19 protein-coding genes are annotated in these 18,168 nt (G+C 40.5%); all 19 read right to left on the bottom strand.

Translation table 11 applies throughout. From position 1 onward, the window contains the following. Positions 1-8: 8 nt before the first annotated feature. The 19 genes from AC503W_RS00350 to veg all read right to left on the bottom strand — a co-directional run bounded on the left by AC503W_RS00350 (position 9) and on the right by veg (position 17,870). Positions 9-395 carry an FtsB family cell division protein gene (locus AC503W_RS00350; RefSeq protein WP_402991778.1) on the bottom strand — a complete coding sequence of 129 codons (387 nt, stop codon included), beginning with the start codon at positions 393-395 and terminating at the stop codon, positions 9-11. A gap of 14 nt (positions 396-409) precedes the next feature. After that, complete coding sequence (gene yabQ, locus AC503W_RS00345; RefSeq protein WP_427689066.1) at positions 410-1,042, bottom strand: spore cortex biosynthesis protein YabQ; 633 nt, start codon at positions 1,040-1,042, stop codon at positions 410-412. Beyond that, positions 1,039-1,347, bottom strand: coding sequence for a sporulation protein YabP (gene yabP / locus AC503W_RS00340; RefSeq protein WP_402875924.1), 309 nt, complete (start codon positions 1,345-1,347; stop codon positions 1,039-1,041). Before yabP ends, yabQ begins: the two co-directional genes overlap by 4 nt. 73 nt (positions 1,348-1,420) lie before the next feature. Beyond that, positions 1,421-1,684, bottom strand: a complete 264-nt coding sequence (locus AC503W_RS00335) for an RNA-binding S4 domain-containing protein (RefSeq protein ID WP_402875960.1) — start codon at positions 1,682-1,684, stop codon at positions 1,421-1,423. 25 nt (positions 1,685-1,709) lie between these two features. Continuing rightward, entirely contained in the window at positions 1,710-3,188 is a 1,479-nt protein-coding gene (gene yabN / locus AC503W_RS00330) for a bifunctional methyltransferase/pyrophosphohydrolase YabN (protein ID WP_402875922.1), read from the bottom strand. Beyond that, a complete protein-coding gene (locus AC503W_RS00325; protein ID WP_427689064.1) occupies positions 3,175-4,806 on the bottom strand; it encodes a putative polysaccharide biosynthesis protein in 1,632 nt (543 codons plus the stop codon). Before AC503W_RS00325 ends, yabN begins: the two co-directional genes overlap by 14 nt. Positions 4,807-5,022: 216 nt before the next feature. Further along, positions 5,023-5,559 carry a stage V sporulation protein T gene (spoVT, locus tag AC503W_RS00320; RefSeq protein ID WP_402875918.1) on the bottom strand — a complete coding sequence of 179 codons (537 nt, stop codon included), beginning with the start codon at positions 5,557-5,559 and terminating at the stop codon, positions 5,023-5,025. A 184-nt stretch (positions 5,560-5,743) separates the two neighbouring features. Continuing rightward, positions 5,744-9,280 carry a transcription-repair coupling factor gene (gene mfd / locus AC503W_RS00315; RefSeq protein WP_494915665.1) on the bottom strand — a complete coding sequence of 1,179 codons (3,537 nt, stop codon included), beginning with the start codon at positions 9,278-9,280 and terminating at the stop codon, positions 5,744-5,746. Positions 9,281-9,431: 151 nt separating this feature from the next. Next, a complete protein-coding gene (gene fin, locus AC503W_RS00310; protein WP_402875914.1) occupies positions 9,432-9,662 on the bottom strand; it encodes an anti-sigma-F factor Fin in 231 nt (76 codons plus the stop codon). Between the two features lie 107 nt (positions 9,663-9,769). Continuing rightward, positions 9,770-10,330, bottom strand: coding sequence for an aminoacyl-tRNA hydrolase (gene pth, locus AC503W_RS00305; RefSeq protein WP_402875912.1), 561 nt, complete (start codon positions 10,328-10,330; stop codon positions 9,770-9,772). Between the two features lie 244 nt (positions 10,331-10,574). Then, entirely contained in the window at positions 10,575-11,213 is a 639-nt protein-coding gene (locus AC503W_RS00300; protein ID WP_402875909.1) for a 50S ribosomal protein L25/general stress protein Ctc, read from the bottom strand. Positions 11,214-11,419: 206 nt separating this feature from the next. Next, complete coding sequence (locus tag AC503W_RS00295; protein ID WP_402875907.1) at positions 11,420-12,373, bottom strand: ribose-phosphate diphosphokinase; 954 nt, start codon at positions 12,371-12,373, stop codon at positions 11,420-11,422. Positions 12,374-12,388: 15 nt separating this feature from the next. Beyond that, entirely contained in the window at positions 12,389-13,762 is a 1,374-nt protein-coding gene (gene glmU, locus AC503W_RS00290; RefSeq protein WP_402875905.1) for a bifunctional UDP-N-acetylglucosamine diphosphorylase/glucosamine-1-phosphate N-acetyltransferase GlmU, read from the bottom strand. A 574-nt stretch (positions 13,763-14,336) separates the two neighbouring features. Next, positions 14,337-14,633, bottom strand: coding sequence for a septation regulator SpoVG (gene spoVG, locus AC503W_RS00285; protein ID WP_034316332.1), 297 nt, complete (start codon positions 14,631-14,633; stop codon positions 14,337-14,339). A 191-nt stretch (positions 14,634-14,824) separates the two neighbouring features. Further along, on the bottom strand, positions 14,825-15,199 hold the full coding sequence (locus AC503W_RS00280) for a RidA family protein (protein ID WP_402875903.1): 375 nt from the start codon (positions 15,197-15,199) through the stop codon (positions 14,825-14,827). Between the two features lie 12 nt (positions 15,200-15,211). Beyond that, the gene (purR, locus tag AC503W_RS00275) at positions 15,212-16,036 is read right to left on the bottom strand and encodes a pur operon repressor (RefSeq protein WP_402875902.1); all 825 of its coding nucleotides are present in this window, start codon (positions 16,034-16,036) and stop codon (positions 15,212-15,214) included. 62 nt (positions 16,037-16,098) lie between these two features. Continuing rightward, on the bottom strand, positions 16,099-16,968 hold the full coding sequence (gene ispE / locus AC503W_RS00270; RefSeq protein ID WP_402875900.1) for a 4-(cytidine 5'-diphospho)-2-C-methyl-D-erythritol kinase: 870 nt from the start codon (positions 16,966-16,968) through the stop codon (positions 16,099-16,101). Positions 16,969-17,293: 325 nt separating this feature from the next. Further along, positions 17,294-17,470: a small, acid-soluble spore protein, alpha/beta type gene (locus AC503W_RS00265; RefSeq protein WP_402875898.1), complete on the bottom strand. Its 177-nt coding sequence runs from the start codon at positions 17,468-17,470 to the stop codon at positions 17,294-17,296. A gap of 148 nt (positions 17,471-17,618) precedes the next feature. After that, the gene (gene veg / locus AC503W_RS00260) at positions 17,619-17,870 is read right to left on the bottom strand and encodes a biofilm formation stimulator Veg (protein WP_402875897.1); all 252 of its coding nucleotides are present in this window, start codon (positions 17,868-17,870) and stop codon (positions 17,619-17,621) included. Positions 17,871-18,168 lie beyond the last annotated feature (298 nt).

The raw sequence follows: 18,168 nt of genomic DNA, 5'->3' as shown, positions 1-18,168 counted from the left end.
TGTCAATATTAGTCGCTATCTTCCTTCGCCTTTGGAAGGTTGAAGATGACTTCTCCCTTATCTGATAGGAAGTAATCCCTTCTCGCGATCTTTGCGATGTACTCCTCATCATTCAGTTTTACGATCTCTTCTTTAAGAAGTGTCTCTTTCTTTTCCATTTTCGCTAACTTTCCTTCTAGTTCTTCCTTTTGCTGTACTTTTTCATCTAAGGCAATATTCTGCGTAACGAGAGTGGACACAGCCACAATCAAAAAGATAGCAGCGAAAACGGAATATAGCGTTAGTCGGCGGACTAAACCACGTTTCTTTTTTTTGACTGTTTGTACCTTTTTCTCTTGTTGAGCGACATAAGGATTTTCGATTTTTGCTACATTCCTTTTCTTGAGGCTGCTCATGGTCCTATCACTCCTCATTTTCTTCTTTTTCTCCATTTATGGATTGTCTCACTAATAGAATTCTTCATTTTCAATAAAATCCCTTTGCCTTTATTATAAAACTTCTCGCCATTTTTTGTAACAAAAACCGGAAATAAATTCCACATTTTTAAAAATATCCATTTTAGAGGCTTCCAGAATATATTTAATACAAAGAGAATCACTTTACCTATCCCTTTTAAAAGCGTTCCGACACCCTTGCCTATCCCCATGATGAATACAAACATGGTCATGATTATCCATTTAATTGGCTCAAATAGTACCAGGCGGACCAGTTCTGTTAGAAATCTAAACAGCTTGACCACCAAAGAAATGACAAATGACAATAATCGAAGATACAAATCTTTAAAAAGAGCTTGGTAGGCAGAAAATCCGCATAATAAGGCCAAAAATAAATAGAGGCGTAGCTCACCCTCATTCACTAAAAACAGGACATAAAAAATGACTAGGCCTTGAATGATCCAGAAAAGAAAGTCATGGAGGAAAACAATCCAATTATTCCTCTCTGAACGCTTCAAGAAATGGTTATACGTATCTAGGGCAGCGCCAAACAAACTGCCCATTCCAATCATCGCAAGCAACGTATAAAATTGAATCGTCAGGGTCATTTGAACAATTTGCCAAAGAAGCCTTTAGCTTTCTCCCCAGATTGTTCATCTAAGTATACGAGGTCAAATACCTTCCCCTTGATTGAAACAATCCCTTTATCCACATCTAGATTCTTCATTTGTAAATTTTGTCCACGAATAGATAAGAAGCCCATGGATGTTTCAAGCAGAAACTCTTCGTTATCGAAACTTTCCACTTGTTTCACCCCGGTAATATCCAATAAACGACGGCCCTTCATCGTGACATCATGTTCCTGAATCGTTCCTTTTGTATAACCAGCATTTGGATCAATATATTGGCTCATTTCCATCCCTCACAATACCATTGATTTTGTACAAGTGTATGTGCAGATGGGATGAATTAGAACAAGCCTGTCCCTACTCTTCTGCCAGCTTTTCTTCCTTAATGATTGAAAACATCTCGGCGGCTGCTTCTTTCTTCGTCGTTTCCTGGATTTTCTCTACGCGGACGGTAACCAACTTTTGACCAAAACGCACCGTTAATTCGTCACCCTCTTTTACATTTGAACTCGCCTTTGCCTGTTGCCCATTGATGGTGATACGACCTTTATCCGCAACTTCTTTCGCAAGGGTCCTTCGCTTGATTAATCTTGATACCTTAAGGAATTTATCTAATCTCATTGGCATGTTTACATCCCCTTATAATTTAAAGTCCTTTTGCTTTGGCTTCATTCCAATAGGAATCCAATTCCTCCAGTGTATAATCAGAGAAATTCTTTTCCTCCTTTTTGATACATTCTTCTATATATGTAAACCGTTTATAAAACTTAAGATTTGCCTTATGGACAGCTTCTTCTGCTTGTATGTCATAATAGCGTGAAACATTGACAAGCGCAAAAAAGAGGTCGCCCAATTCGGACTTTATCCGATCTTTATTTGGGTTAGGATCCTTCATTTCGTCTTCAAATTCTTGCACTTCTTCTATAACCTTTTTCCATGCTTCGGAAACCTCTCCCCAGTCGAACCCGACCTTCGCTGCCCTTTTCTGATAATCCTCGGCACGAAGCAAGTTTGGCAGTGATTTCTCCACACCATCTAAAAGGGAGACATCCCTGTCTGCGTCTTGTCCGTTTTCTTCTTCTTTGATTTTCTGCCAGTTCACTAAAACGTCTTCCTCGCCACTCACTTCTACATCTCCGAACACATGAGGATGGCGCCGGACCATTTTAGCCGAAATCCCGCCAATTATATCATCTATAGTGAACATGCCTTCATCTTCACCAATTTGCGCGTGAAGCATCACTTGTAGCAGCACGTCCCCCAATTCCCCAATCATTCCTTCATCATCTTCTTCATCGATTGAGTCTATCAGTTCATAAGCCTCTTCTATTAAATATTTTTTTAGGCTATCATGTGTTTGTTTCTTATCCCACGGACATCCATCAGGTCCTCTAAGCTGCGCAATGATTTGACGAAGCTTGGAAAATTCCCGGTACTGCAAGGCCTCTTCTTTAACGGGCGGTACATAAACACTCGTTAGGTTGCTCAGTTCCATTTGCCGATCTAACTCATAAAGCGCACATTGGGTAACCTTTTCCTCGCTACTTCCTGCCGCTGTTACGATATACACTGTATAGTCATCAGGAAGCTTCTCCATCAGCGTCAATTTCACGTTAGAAGCACTGAAGGCATCGTATACCTGCCCGATGATCATGTGTTGCCGGATATGTAAGTCGTCCGGGGAAAGATCCGTTCCATCCAGAAGTTGAAATCCTTCAATCGGATCAATCTTCACGGCCTGGAATAGAGGATCAAGGAAGCTTTGACCACCTTCAAGCTTGATGGCAACTCCACGGTCCGGTCCTTTCTCCAGTAAGAGCTGGACCGTCTTCTCGGCAACCATCGGGTGGCCTGGTACAGCGTATAGAACAGGACCATTCATGGCTTCGCTTAATAACGTCTCTGATATTTCCTCGTATACAGCTTCGAACTGGTCATGTTTTTCATATATTGAATCAAAAGAAAGGAACTTAGTTCCTAGCGCCGTCAAATCCGTGATGACCGGGTGGTCCATTGTCCGGACGAAGCATTCCTTTGTTTGAGTCAGTTTCTTATAGATTCCATATGGGAGCTGGTCTAAATCGCCCGCACCAAGACCTATAATCGTTATCTCATTCGTCAACATTTTCAGTACCTCGATTCTTCTTTTTAATAAGCCGTTTAACTTTTAACCCTGCTGGTATCAAGGCAAGCTCCTCTTCCGTGAACAACCCAGTACGGATGATCATGAATAAAAAGATCACCGCTCCCATGCCCACTCCGCCTAATGCTTGGAATGTAGCAAGCATCCTACTTTCTTCAGGTGGCATCACCCAGCGGAATGCTTCATTGAATAGCAGGACTGCCAATCCCATGCAAGCCGTACTTCCTAAAATAATATGCAGGTGCCTCTTTTCAAATAAAGGCTTTTTGATATGTACCTTTACTACTATATAAAACAAAATCGTCATGATAAAGAAAGCCAGAACGGTAGCACATGCCGCCCCTGCAATGTGATAGCGAGGGATAAGGGCAAGATCTAATAGCCACTTGCTCCCTACCCCGATTAGCGTGATGATTACCGGGGCTACCGAATGACCCAGACATTGTATCACCGCAGCTTTTGCCATGATTAGTGACGTAAATAATATCGATATGGAATAGATGGCTAAGGTGACTGTACCTTTTGAGTCTGTGAACAACATGTAATTGACCGGTCTCATCGTTGCCATCAAACCCACGGCGGCAGCCAATCCAATCGTTGCACTCACACGCAACACCAATCTAACCTTTCCTAGAATTTCTTGATCATTACGGTCCCGGACAAACCCGGAGATAACAGGGACAAGCGCCAATGCAAAAGAGTTCGCCACGACGGTCCCCAACTGAAGCAAAGGTTGTCCCCGGTCATAGACCCCTTTCCACCCTTTGGCTTCTCCTTCACCCATCCCGGACCCTCTCAATAGCGAGTAGAGGTGCAAGGAATCCACAAATTGAAACAGGATGAGTATAAGCCCGGTCACACAAAAGGCGAAACCTTGAAAGATTAAGCTCCTGGAAATACGAATGAAGTGGGGCCTCTTAACACCCATTGGCTTAAACAGCTTCCACTCCCGTCTCAAAAGCACGAAGGCAAACAACAGAACAAGCCCCGATATCCCTCCCGTAATCGAACCGAAGACCGCGCCCTTACCGACATCATACAGAGAATAGCCCATATGCACAAACAGTGTCGATAATACAAGGATGGTTACAACCCGGATACTTTGTTCAGCGACCTGGGAGCCAGCCGTGGGAATCATATCATTTTTCCCTTGAAAGAATCCTCTTAAAACGGATGAAAACGGCATGAGTAAATAGGAAAATGCGATGATTTTCAAAAGCCCTGATAACTCTGGGTCTCTCATGATCCCCGCAATCCAATCTGCTCCGAGAAATAGAGCCACGAATAACAATAAACCGATGGAACCTAAAACAACCAAAGCAGTCGACAGAATGTCTTTTATCGTGTAGTCATTTTCGGAAGAGCCCCGTTCTGCAATGAGTTTTGATATAACAACGGGAAAACCAAGCGTAGAGAGTGTCAAAGCCACTCCGTAAAAAGGATATACCTGTTGATAAATATAGAACCCGATATCCCCGGCGACATTTTGATATGGAATGCGATAGGCTGCACTCAAAATTTTCACGATAATGGCCGCAGCACTTAAAATCAAGGCTCCTCGAAAGATGTCCCTTGAAGTTTTATAAGGCTTTTCAGCCATTCTTTTTCCCCTTTTCACTTATATGTGGTTGTTATTATAGCACAATTTGTAGAAGTTATTTTACTTACAGGGTCCCCTCCTCTTAACACGATCCTCCAGCAAAAGCACGACTCCATTTATTCATGGGACTCCCTGTTATGATCTTTTTTTAAAAGAACAAAAAGGACAGCGATCGCTGCCCTTTACACATCCATATATATAATTGCATTTCCTGACTTACTGTTCCATTTGCCTTGCAAGGAAACTAGCTGCTGTTTCAACCGACTTCTGTTCAACTTCACCTAATGCGCCATCTTTAGAGAAAATCAGAACCGCACCTATCGGGTCACCACTGGCTATGATCGGAGCTGCTGCATAAGATTGAACTTCTTCATCATTTGAATCCACGAAGGAAATTTGTCCATTCGGTGATTCAAGGACAGGATTTCTTTCCTCCATGATTTTTTCTACCAAGTCACTGATGCTTTTATTTAAATAGTCTTTTTTAGACCCGCCCGCTACAGCAATGTAAGTATCACGATCACATATCATAACTGGATTTCCTAGGCTATCATATATTGCTTCTGCATATTCTCTTGCAAAATCACCTAGTTCACTAATAGGGGAGTATTTCTTTAGAATGACTTCTCCATCTCTGTCCACGAAGATTTCTAATGGGTCACCTTCACGGATGCGGAGAGTCCTTCGAATTTCTTTTGGGATGACAACTCTACCTAAATCATCAATTCGCCGAACGATACCAGTTGCTTTCATCTAATGTTGCCTCACTTTCATCTAATTGATTTGATATATCCTCTTTTGTAAAGCAAAAACATCACCAGCTATTGAACTTAGTATTTTTCTAATGGTAAGTTCTATACACTTTGAAAAAATATTTCTTTTTGATGTATTTTTTATAAGTGTGCCAGAAGGCTTCTTCAAGAGAACCATCTTCTCATTAATTTTTTGTCGCTTGTATTTCTTTTTTGACGAACTGGAGGCCTTTGGTCATCTCGAAAAGTATAGGTAACCACTTGGTTTGTTCTACACCTTTTATGTGCAGAACAAGTTTCATTCGATTACCGTCCATACCGAAGCCAACCATACGGCCGTATTTCGAGCCAAGCTCAAAGACCTTTTGACCGTCCACGATGCTGCTTACTTCTTCCCTAAGGAGGATGGTGATTTCCTGTTTAAGCTGTTTGATGCTCTCAATACCAGCCGTATTAGCAAACACCTTCATTTCAGCGATTAAAAATAGATAAGCAACCTCTTCCGGGTACTCGCCAAATCGATCGAGCATCTCCTCTTTTAATTCCTCAACTTCTTCTAGAGAAGCAACGCCTCTGAATCGTTTATACATTTCTATTTTCTGATGTCCGTCTATTATGTAGGCATCTGGGATGTATGCATCAATTTCAACATCAATTTCAAGTGTAGACTTTTCTTCGATTGGTTTATCCGAACGTTTTGCCTCAACAGCCTCTTGTAACATTTGAGAATATAAATCAAAACCAACTGAATCGATGAATCCATGCTGTTGAGCACCTAATATATTTCCTGCTCCCCTGATGGATAGATCCCGCATGGCAATTTTGAATCCTGATCCTAGTTCGGTGAATTCCTTAATAGATTGGAGACGTTTTTCGGCAACTTCAGTCAACACTTTATCTTTTCTATAAGTAAAGAATGCATAGGCCACACGATTTGAACGTCCAACTCGTCCCCGTAGCTGATAAAGCTGGGAAAGGCCCATTCTATCTGCTTCATTAACGATGAGCGTATTAACATTGGGAATATCCACACCGGTCTCTATGATGGTTGTGCTTACTAAAACATCATATTCTCCCTCTAGAAAACCAAACATGACGGCTTCTAGCTCCTGCTCGGACATTTGTCCGTGAGCAAAGGTAACGCGGGCGTCCGGTACTAACATGGAAATTTCTTCTGCTTTTCTTGCTATATCATCTACCCTATTATATAAAAAATAAACCTGTCCATCTCTCGCTAACTCACGTTCGATTGCTTCTTTGACCAAGCCCCCGTTATACTCCATTACATAGGTCTGGATTGGAAAACGATTTTCCGGAGGTGTCTCTATGACGGATAAATCACGAACACCCAGCATCGACATATGAAGAGTCCTTGGAATAGGCGTAGCAGTCAAAGTCAATACATCGACATTGGTTTTCAATCGTTTTATTTTTTCTTTGTGAGTTACACCGAAGCGTTGTTCCTCATCAATCACCAGCAAGCCTAAATCACGATATACCAAATCCTTAGATAGAATTCTGTGTGTGCCGACAACGATGTCCACTGTGCCAGCTTTTATTCCCTTTATCGTTTCCGTTTGCTGTTTTTTTGTACGGAAGCGACTCATTAGCCCTATGAATATTGGATACTCCTGGAATCTCTCCCTCAATGTTTCATAGTGCTGTTGAGCAAGAATCGTGGTCGGAACAAGGAAAGCGACCTGCTTACCATCCATGATTGCTTTAAAAGCGGCACGAATGGCCACCTCCGTCTTTCCATAACCCACATCACCACATAGCAAACGGTCCATCGGCCTTTCACGTTCCATATCCTTTTTAATCTCGGTAATGGATCGCAGTTGATCTTCCGTTTCATTATAGGCGAATGAAGTTTCGAATTGCCGCTGCATATCGCCGTCAGGGGAAAAGGCATAACCTTTTGCTGCTTCTCGTTCTGCATAGAGTTTAATTAGATCATCTGCAATGTTCTCCACAGAAGACTGAACCTTACTTTTTACACGTTTCCATTCTGTTCCGCCTAACTTATAAAGCTTCGGTTCTTTACCTTCTGAACCAACATACTTTTGAACAAGGTTAATTTGATCAACAGGAACATATAATTTGTCATCCGCTTGGTACTTGATATGCAGATAGTCCTTATGTACCCCGTTTATCGTTAGCGTTTCAATTCCTAAGTATTTACCAATCCCGTGATTGACATGAACGACGTAATCACCGATTTTCAACTCGGAATAACTTTTGATCCGTTCCGCATTTGATAGTTTTTGCCTGCGAATCGACTTTTTTGTCTTCTTATTAAACAATTCAGTTTCCGTAATAATGCTGAATTTCTGCATTGGCAATTCAAAACCGCTATTAAGGCTGCCGCGTAATATCTGCACCTTTCCAGGAAGGATGCTGTTTGCATCCAGGAGTTCTGCCGCTTCGATATCATAATCTGCTAATATGGAATGGAGCTTTTTTACTCGTTCCTCATCTTGCCCAAGAATGATCACCGTAAAATTCCCTTTTTTCCAACGTTCCAGTTCTGCCTTGAATACATTCATCTGTCCATGGAAATTCTGCATTTGCTTACTGGAAAAATTAAGGATGTTTTGAGGGTTCGTATGCGGCACATGACGTAAAAACAAAGAAAGGTACACAAACGGCCGATTTGATTTTGCAATTAATTCATGCATTGGATGGGCCATTTGTATATCATGGATAATCTGCCCCCGACTTATAAGGTCTGTATACCATGTTGCCTCTTCCTTTTCCAAAGAATCATTAAGTTCTTGGATTCTACTGATTTCATCCAGGAACACCAATCCATTTACGGGAAGATAATCTATTAAACTAGCTGGTTTATCATATGCTAAACTTAGGTATTTGTAGATTTGATCAGGCTTATTACCGTCCTTAAGCTGCTCAAGTTCATAGCTGATGGTTTGGACCAATTGTTCTTTCGTTTTTTCATCTTTTACCTTTTTCAAGCTCTTACTTAATCCGCTTTCAAGTTTCGAAATAATGGATTCAATATGAATTGTTTCCAATAGAGCTTCGCTAACCGGGCCGATTGTTACGGTCTGAAGCTTTTTAATGGAGCGCTGATCTTCTGATGAGAACGTTCTAATAGAATCAATCTCCGTATCGAATAACTCAATCCGAATAGGGTCCGGATCCGTTATCGGATAGATATCGATGATACCGCCCCGGATGCTGAATTCCCCAGGGGTAGACACCATTTCAGCCCGATTGTACCCCATAGCGATGAATTTACCCAATGTGGATTCCAGATTGATTTCTTCACCTAATTTAAAGGAAAGCTGATGCTTCTTCCAAACATCTTTCGGAGGAAGTATTCTGCGGACACCAGGAATCGGTGCAATGACAATTCCTTTCTTACCTTTTGCCCAGAAATTCAATGCTTCTACGCGTTGTGCCCGTAATTCAGGACTGGCCACACTCATGTCTGCAGCAATTAATTCATTGGCTGGATATATAAATAGCTCATCTTCCGGGATAAAACTCGATAAATCCTCCTGGAACTTTTGAGCTTGTAGTAGGTTATGGGTCACTACTAAGATTGGTCTGTTCGTCTTCTCATATACAGATGCCAGCAGAAGTGATCTTGAAGAACCAGTCAAGCCAGATACCATTTGTTCTTTTAATCCTTCGTCTATGCCTGCTATTAACGAATGAACATCATCTTGTTTAGAGAACAAGTGTTGTAATCCATCCACAGTCTGTCCCTCCTCTCTTGATCATGCGTAAATCCTTTTGATTGTATTTACTCTCTCTATAACCGAATCAAACCTATTCTCTATTTTTCAATCCATATATACTAAAATGAACGGAAAAATGCTTTGGATTTTTGTCCAAAGCCCTCTCCCGCTAATGAATAATATAATCGCTTTCATAATATTCTGGGTTATTTTGCAGTGAATTATAACATTCTTCACATATTGCCTTCACATGCATATCCCCTTCGGAATCATAAACGATCATCTCTTGACGGTCTTCATCAGTAAGTTGATTAAACCCCAACTGCTCCGCGGTCAATGCGTCATGCTCAAGTGAACCTAATTTAGTTCCGCAATGCCGGCAACGATAATGGAGAGCCATATTCGATAACCCCCTATTTAATAATACCGTTAGTATGTACTAAAATAGGGGAGATTTATTCAGCGAAACAGAAAGAAATTTCTCCTTATCTTATATCTACTCTAACCTTATTGGTTATATTCGTTCATGACCTGAGTAAATGGTTTTTCTAGCCATGTTTCACAGGCGGCTGCACTTTTTTCGATTGTAGCCCCGACATGATCCCAATCTTCTTTAGAAAACCGGCCCAAGACATAATCAGGCACTGGAATACGACCGACTGGACGGCCAATCCCTATTCTAATTCGATTGAAGTCCTGGGTACCTAAATGGGCAATGGTTGATTTAATCCCATTATGTCCGCCTGCACTTCCTTTTTGACGAAGCCGTACTTTTCCGGGCGGTAAGTCAAGATCATCATAAATGATGATAACATCCGATACGTCCACTTTGAAAAATTGCATGACGGCCGATATGGATTCTCCCGACAAATTCATGTAGGTTAAAGGCTTAAGTAGTAAGACCTTCTCGCCCCGCACCATTCCCACACCATAAATGCCTTTATGCTTGGCTTGGTCAAGTGAAATGGACCAATTTTTAGCTAACTCATCTATCACTTCAAACCCGACATTATGCCGTGTTTTTTCATATTGCTTACCCGGGTTTCCTAACCCTACAAAGATTTTCATGATTCACACTCCGTCATTCCTGATATTTAGAGAGTTACGTTTGACCGAAGATTCTAAAAATCATAAGTGACCTTAGAAAAATAGTACCTTAATTTTAAGTATTTCCGCAAGCGACCGGAGAACTAATTAGAAATTATTTCTAATTAAAGCAATAACTCCTTAACGAATGCAGAGAAGCAAAAAAAGACGCAACTCATAAAGAGCTACGCCTATTATACCATGATTAACTTCTATAATCCCGGCATCATGACTCTGGTGAAGGCTTAGTCTCCCTGCCTTCCTCATTTTCTGGGATTCCACCATCTTGCTGTTCACCTGTACTAATTTCCTCTTCTTGACGAGGTGGTAATACAGAAGCAATGACTTCTTCCCCACTGTTTTCAATTGTGACTTTTTGGTTTGATTGGACGTCAGATATGTAGATTGTTTCACCTACTTGAAGCTCTGTGACATCAACGTCGATTGATTCCGGGATATCATCAGGTCTAGCTGAAACAGTTACCTCATGTAGTGACTGCTGTAGGACGCCACCATCTTTAACCCCTTTGGATGTACCTACGAGATTGATGCGTACCTGTGCTTGTAGTTCTGCTTTCATGTCCACGATTAAGAAATCGGCATGAAATACATGGTTTTTCAACGGATCCTTCTGATAATCAGAAAGCATGACCTGATGTTTAGTTCCTTCTAAATCTAACGAAATAATTCCGTTACGGCCCACTTCTTTTATTGTTTTTTGGAAATCCGCGTTGTTGACTGAAATGGCTGTGCTGCCATTTTTATTCCCATATACGACGGCCGGAATTTCTCCGCTTTCCCTTAAGTCCTTTAAATTAGAATGTTTAGTCCCCTTACGTTCTTTAGCTACTAATAGATTACTCATACATCCTCCGCCTTCCTGAATATAAAATATTACAGTTTCACTATATATTTAAATCTTCCCTTATCAGAGAAAGATTAAACATATATTGGCACGCTAGAAATACGACTCCAAGAAAGAATAAGGGGGAGTAGGGAGAACTTTTTTAAAAACCAGAGAATAAAAAAATGGCGGACCATAAGGCCCACCATGTTTTTTAAAACTGACTATCAATCGAACAATGTACTAACAGATTGTTCTTCATGCACACGAATGATCGCCTCAGCAATCAATGGAGCCACAGACAATTCAACAATTTTATCAATTTTCTTTTCTTCAGAAAGGACAATTGAGTTTGTGATGACTAATTCTTTGATTGATGAATTTTGAATGCGCTCAATAGCTGGACCTGAAAGGACCGGGTGAGTACAACATGCATACACTTCTTTAGCTCCATGCTCTACAAGGGCATTCGCTGCAAGTGTAATGGTTCCTGCTGTATCGATGATGTCATCAATCAGAATAGCTGTTTTTCCTTCTATGTTACCGATGATGTTCATTACTTCAGCCACATTTGGTCTTGGACGGCGTTTATCGATAATAGCAATCGGTGCTTTTAAACGATCCGCCATTTTACGGGCACGTGTCACACCACCATGGTCAGGAGAAACAATGACGATATCTTCAAGATTTTTTTCTTTGAAGAAGTCAGACAAGATTGGAACCGCTACTAGGTGATCAATTAAAATATCGAAGAAACCTTGAATTTGCGGTGCGTGAAGATCTAATGTAATAACTCGGTGTGCGCCAGCTGTTTCTAATAGATTTGCTACTAGCTTAGCTGTGATCGGCTCACGTGCGCGTGCTTTACGATCTTGGCGTGCATATCCATAATAAGGCATAACGATGTTAATCGTTTTTGCCGAAGCACGTTTTAAAGCATCAATCATGATTAAAAGTTCCATCAAGTTCTCATTTACAGGCTGGCTCGTTGATTGAATGACATAAACGTCACACCCACGAATACTTTCTTCTATGTTAATTTGAACTTCACCATCACTGAAACTCGTTACGGTACATTTTCCAAGTTCAACGCCAATTGTTGCGGCAATTTCTTGGGCTAAACCAAAGTTTGAATTCAAAGAGAATACTTTTAAATTAGGATCTAAATACTGATTTGACATGATGACCTCCGTGGGTTAGTTATTGAATTTTAATTTTTTCACATAATCTTCTTTGTTAACTTGACGTGCCCGGGCAACTGACAGAGCTTCCTGCGGTACATCCTTGGTGATTGTTGACCCCGCAGCAACATATGCTCCTTTTGCAATCGTTACAGGCGCAACGAGATTTGAATTGCAGCCAATAAAGACATCGTCTTCAATTTTCGTCAAATATTTGTTTTTACCGTCATAATTCACGGTAATAGATCCACAGCCTATATTAACATTCTCTCCAACCTCAGCATCCCCTATATAACTCAAATGAGAGGCTTTGCTTCCTTTTCCGAATACGGACTTTTTAATTTCGACAAAATTTCCGATTTTCACAGAATCTTGTATATCCGATTCCGGTCTGATATGCGCAAACGGGCCGACTTTCACAGAGTTACCAATTTGGCTATCCTGTGCAACCGATTGGCGAATTTCCGTTCCATTCCCGATTACACAATTTATGATTTCCGATTGTGGGCCAACCTGGCAATCTGTTCCGATAACACTTCGCCCTTTAATCATTGTACCAGGATAAATGATTGAATCCTGGCCAATTTTCACATCGGATTCAATATACGTCGTAAGCGGATCAACGATTGTGACGCCATTTCTCATGTGCAACTCATTGATGCGTTTCCGTAATATTTGTTCCGCCTGTGATAAAGCGACGCGGTCGTTTACACCTAAAGTTTCGTCGAAGTTACTTGATTGAAAGGCCGTAACTGTTTCGCCTGCTTGTTTTAAGATTTCAATAACATCCGGTAAATAGTATTCACCTTGGACATTTTCATTTGAAACTTTTTTAAGTGCGCTAAATAAGGCCTGATTGTCGAAACAATATGTTCCCGTATTAATTTCCTTAACATATCGTTCTTCAACAGAAGCATCCTTATGCTCGACAATTTTTTCGACAAGTCCATTTTCACTACGTAAGACTCTGCCATATCCATCTGGCTGATCTGCATACGCTGTCAGAATGGTTGCCTTCGCCTGGCTTTTTTCATGCAAAGCGATAAGCGCTTCCATCGTTTCTGCTTTGATTAAGGGCGTATCCCCACAAATAACAAGTGTTATTCCACTTTTACCTGCTAATACGCTTTCCGCCTGCATAACAGCATGTGCCGTACCTAATTGTTGCTCTTGCAAGGCGTACTTGCATGAATCCCCAAGTTGTTCTTGTACTTTTTCTGCTCCATGCCCAATAACTGTTACAATATCTTCTATTTGAAGTTGATTGACTTGATCGATAACATGTTGTACCATTGGTTTTCCGCAAACAGGGTGTAAAACCTTGTAAAGCTTAGATTTCATCCTAGTGCCTTGCCCAGCGGCCAAAATTATTGCATAGCGATTACTCATAACAGGCCTCCATTTTCACCTTTTTATCCATTAAAAATATTATCTTAAATAAGGATTCTTTTCAAGGTAACATTTGAAAGTAGATGATAATGTTAACCTCTGTCCATCAGACCTTTGACCTTAATATGGGAATAAAAACTAATTAAAATTCCCCCATTCATTATAATCCCCTTTGCAAAATGAGCTGCATTTCCCTCACCCATGTACGTGAAAAGCGACTATCAAGTAGCAGGTCCATTCCCTGAAATGCTATAACACCCGCGTTTATACAGTGATTCCATTCCATATTTCCCTATGTAAAAGTAATGCTTTCAATGCGGCGAATGCCCTTGTAATGACCATCAATCACAATTGATCAATTTTTACTTTAATGGTAAGTAATTATTTTTCTTATAAAAAATAAAATTTACTAAAAAAAATGTTTATACATAAAACAAAAGGGGTATTTGTAATTTTGAAGATAGTACCAGTTACTTTTCTAGATTCAATATTTACAAGTCATAAAAATAAAAAAGAGCACTACTTAAGAAGTAGGCTCTGGTTGCACTTATTTATAATGGACCATGTAAAACACTTAAGAAGCTCCTGCTCCTGCTTCCTCTAATTCGGTTTCAAGTTCTCCTAAACGATGATATTCTGTCAAGACAGCTTCTTGAATTTTCCCGCGTGTGGAAGAATTAATCGGATGCGCAATATCACGGAATTCCCCATCTGGAGTACGTTTACTTGGCATAGCCACAAATAAACCATTATTTCCGTCAATTACTCGAATATCATGAACCACAAATTCATTATCGAGTGTAATTGATGCGATTGCTCTCATACGACCATCCGTATTCACACGGCGTAATCTTACGTCAGTAACTTCCATTTAAGCTCACCATCCCTTTTAGTTGTTAAATCTTAAAGTACATATTCAACAAATAAACGGGAAATCCTTCTATTATCTGTAAGTTTTTTAGAAAATTAAGCCTAGTTTTGAAAAAATATTAAAAACATCCTAAAAATACTGGAAAATTACCCACTACAATCCCCCTAGAAAAGGCAAAAAAAAGAGCCCGTTTATTTAACGAGCGCAATCACTTCTATTTCCACAAGAGCATCCTTAGGCAAACGTGCGACCTCTACGCAAGACCGCGCCGGTTTATGTGTAGAAAAATACTCTCCATATACCTCATTAATCGAACTGAAGTCATCCATGCTTTTAATGAATACCGTCGTTTTAATGACTGTGTCTAAAGTAGCACCTGCCTCTTTCAATACAGCCTGAAGATTCCTAAATACCTGATGCGTCTGTTCTTTTACGTCTCCATTCACCATTTCCCCGGAAGCAGTAAGAGGAATTTGACCCGAACTATAGAATAAACTTTCCACAATGATACCCTGTGAATATGGACCGATTGCTGCTGGTGCTTCATTCGTGTGTACTTTTTTCATGAAAAATCCCCCTTAATCCCTTTTAGTAAAATAGTTTCCACGACTAACGTTTATCTTTTTATCTCTTTCAACAACCTGCGTCAGCTTGATTAATGACACATAATCCTCCACGAGACACTCTTCCGTATGTTCGGACTCTACGAGGACAGCAATCCCGGCAACAGTCGCCTTAAATTCATCCAGAAGGCTTACCATCCCGTTGATTGTCCCTCCTGCCTTCATGAAATCATCCACAATCAGCACATTCGATCCCTCAACCAAGCTTCTCTTTGAAAGGACCATTGTCTGGATTCTTTTAGACGAGCCAGAGACATAGTTGATACTAACGGTAGAGCCTTCTGTCACCTTATTATTCCTTCTTACTATGACGACGGGAACATTCAAATAGTTCGCCACCGCGTATGCTAATGATATTCCTTTAGTAGCCATCGTCATTATAACCGAGACATTTTTCTTGGCATACATGGAAGCGATGATCCGGCCGACCTTATTCACAGTTTGCGGGTGACCTAAGATATCGGTCATATATAGATAGCCGCCCGGTAATAGTCTTTCAGGACTAGCGATTGTTTCGCAAAGCTCATCTATAAAGGTATCAGCTTCCTCCCGTTTAATGGAAACGATATACTTTACGCCACCCGCGGCACCCGGTACGGTCGTCAAAGAACCTATTCCTCTTTGCTCAAAGGTATCCTTGATGATCGTCAAATCCTCACTTATTGAAGACTTGGCAGAACTGTACCTCTCAGCAAAATAGGTCAGTGAAACGAGTTCCCCTGGATGTTCTAATAAATAATTGGTCATATCGACTAGCCTCTCGCTGCGACGAAATTTCATTTGTAACACACCCTCTGTCATTTCCGAATATTATAATGCAACTATACCATCATTGTCCGCATTTATTCAAGGTCGCTACGGTCACCTAACATGCGGACAGCATAGACTTGATCACAAAATCCTCGTAGTCCGTTATAGATCCTTTGCATACGGGAGTCATGTTCCACTAGTCCAAAGACTGTCGGTCCGCTTCCACTCATCAAGACAGCATCTGCGCCGAACGTCTTCATTTGGTCTTTAATGTTGGCCACCTCTGGATACAATTGCAATGTAACCTGCTCCAGTACATTTCCCAGACCGTCGCATACACGTTCATAACTATTATCCCTTATGGCCGAAATCATACCGGGAATATCAGGATGATCCATTTTGGCAACCTGCAATCGTTTATATATATCAGCGGTAGATACGCCAATAGTCGGTTTGGCTAAAATAACCCAGCATTTGGGCGGTGTAGGAAGATGCATGATTTTTTCCCCACGTCCTGTAGCCAAAGCCGTCCCTCCATACACACAAAACGAAACATCAGAACCGATTTCTGCCCCTATTTCAGCAAGTTCATCCATGGAAAGTCCTAACTTCCACAGTCTATTTAATCCTCTTAATGTAGCAGCGGCATCACTGCTTCCACCTGCAAGTCCGGCTGCTACAGGAATATTTTTCTCTATTGTAATAGAAACACCTTTATTAATTCCATAACGTTCCTTTAAAATGAATGCAGCTTGATACGCCAAGTTCCGATGATCATCCGGAACGAATCGATTATGAGATAGAATTTGAATGTGGTTCCCTTTTATTTCTTTTAGCTCTATTCTATCGGCAAGATCGACTGTCGTCATGATCATCTCCACCTCGTGATACCCATCAGGCCGTTTGAAAAGCACATCCAAAGCTAAATTAATTTTAGCCGGGGCTTTTTCCATAAGCTTCAATATGTCCACCTACTTTAACGTTCTTAAAAGTTCTTGTCCTATTCTATCATATTTGTTTCTATTCTAAAGGTTTTTTCATCGTATTTACAATGTATTGAAGTGGAGAATACCTTAGAGGGGAGAAAAGGACTGCGGGGAGAGGGGGCCGTTGCTCCTTCTTGAAGGACTTGCCATGCAACTTAGTGCCCGTTATTCGCTTATGTTTCTTTATAATAAAAGGCCAGACTCCTGTATCTACAATGTAAGCATAAAAGGATATCGCTATACATTGAAGAAAGAGCCTGGCCCATTTCGTAAGGACAGCATGATTCATTTTAGTGAGATTCTATTCTTTATCCACCATTTGACGTTGTGCTTTTTCGATTGCAAGTTTTACCATGTTTCCTGCGTCGCGGGCTCGGATTCCGCCCCAACCCTCTTTTTGGACAACATCGTAAAATCCAAGTTCTTTTGCCAATTCCTCTTTAAAGTCCTCGGACATAATCCCTTTTTTTCTACTCAAGCGAAACAACCCCTTTCACATGCTGTCACATGCCTATTGTTTGTTACATACGCTATTTCATGCTTACTTATTCCACCCTGAACTGGTCACACCTGGATTTTGGACAAATCAAAAAGTAGCAAACATATTGTCTGCTACTTCCTCTAAGTTAAATCTCTTGTTGTTTGTTTAAAAAGGTTAGTTCCACGGCTTCCGTTAATACATCCGCATAGCTGTAAGATACTCTTTCAAACGCATTTTCATCTTGGTCGAGTTCAATTACAAAAACAGCCGGATAAGTTTCCGCCAAAATTCCAAAACGTTCTACAGTCTTTCTTCTTCCACCGTTTGCTTTCAAAAGCAATCTTTTACCTAGGTTTGAATCAAGTGCAGTTTTAATATCAGCTAGAGTTTTTGGCATTTTCGGTCCACCTCACTAATTATAGTATATCACAAATTGTTAATATACACAAACAAAATAATAAATTATATCAGCAGTTAAAAATGTAGTCAATATATTTTTAACTTAATTCCGCAAAAATCGTTAACATTTTTATTATCTCCTAGTAATTGAAAATATATGTAAGCGAACTATTCATTATCAAAAAGGAAAAATTTTCGCTACTGAGTCCTCTGCTCCCTTTTTCGATTAAAAAAATCCTGTCAGAATTATTGATATCCGAAATTTCAAGCAATAAATTAAGCTGCATTCTTTCAAA

Source organism: Peribacillus suis, from assembly GCF_059384845.1.
This window is presented reverse-complemented; position numbering and strand designations above follow the sequence as displayed.

Excerpts from the sequence above, each read along its gene's own strand:
- spoVG (WP_034316332.1), bottom strand. The coding sequence starts at position 14,633 with ATGGAAGTTACTGACGTAAGATTACGCCGTGTGAATACGGATGGTCGT.
- yabP (WP_402875924.1), bottom strand. The coding sequence starts at position 1,347 with ATGAGCCAATATATTGATCCAAATGCTGGTTATACAAAAGGAACGATT.
- yabQ (WP_427689066.1), bottom strand. The coding sequence starts at position 1,042 with ATGACCCTGACGATTCAATTTTATACGTTGCTTGCGATGATTGGAATG.
- AC503W_RS00280 (WP_402875903.1), bottom strand. The coding sequence starts at position 15,199 with ATGAAAAAAGTACACACGAATGAAGCACCAGCAGCAATCGGTCCATAT.
- AC503W_RS00325 (WP_427689064.1), bottom strand. The coding sequence starts at position 4,806 with ATGGCTGAAAAGCCTTATAAAACTTCAAGGGACATCTTTCGAGGAGCC.
- purR (WP_402875902.1), bottom strand. The coding sequence starts at position 16,036 with ATGAAATTTCGTCGCAGCGAGAGGCTAGTCGATATGACCAATTATTTA.
- AC503W_RS00335 (WP_402875960.1), bottom strand. The coding sequence starts at position 1,684 with ATGAGATTAGATAAATTCCTTAAGGTATCAAGATTAATCAAGCGAAGG.
- pth (WP_402875912.1), bottom strand. The coding sequence starts at position 10,330 with ATGAAAATCTTTGTAGGGTTAGGAAACCCGGGTAAGCAATATGAAAAA.
- AC503W_RS00295 (WP_402875907.1), bottom strand. The coding sequence starts at position 12,373 with ATGTCAAATCAGTATTTAGATCCTAATTTAAAAGTATTCTCTTTGAAT.
- AC503W_RS00300 (WP_402875909.1), bottom strand. The coding sequence starts at position 11,213 with ATGAGTAATCTATTAGTAGCTAAAGAACGTAAGGGGACTAAACATTCT.
- glmU (WP_402875905.1), bottom strand. The coding sequence starts at position 13,762 with ATGAGTAATCGCTATGCAATAATTTTGGCCGCTGGGCAAGGCACTAGG.
- yabN (WP_402875922.1), bottom strand. The coding sequence starts at position 3,188 with ATGTTGACGAATGAGATAACGATTATAGGTCTTGGTGCGGGCGATTTA.
- veg (WP_402875897.1), bottom strand. The coding sequence starts at position 17,870 with ATGCCAAAAACTCTAGCTGATATTAAAACTGCACTTGATTCAAACCTA.
- fin (WP_402875914.1), bottom strand. The coding sequence starts at position 9,662 with ATGGCTCTCCATTATCGTTGCCGGCATTGCGGAACTAAATTAGGTTCA.
- spoVT (WP_402875918.1), bottom strand. The coding sequence starts at position 5,559 with ATGAAAGCAACTGGTATCGTTCGGCGAATTGATGATTTAGGTAGAGTT.
- AC503W_RS00350 (WP_402991778.1), bottom strand. The coding sequence starts at position 395 with ATGAGCAGCCTCAAGAAAAGGAATGTAGCAAAAATCGAAAATCCTTAT.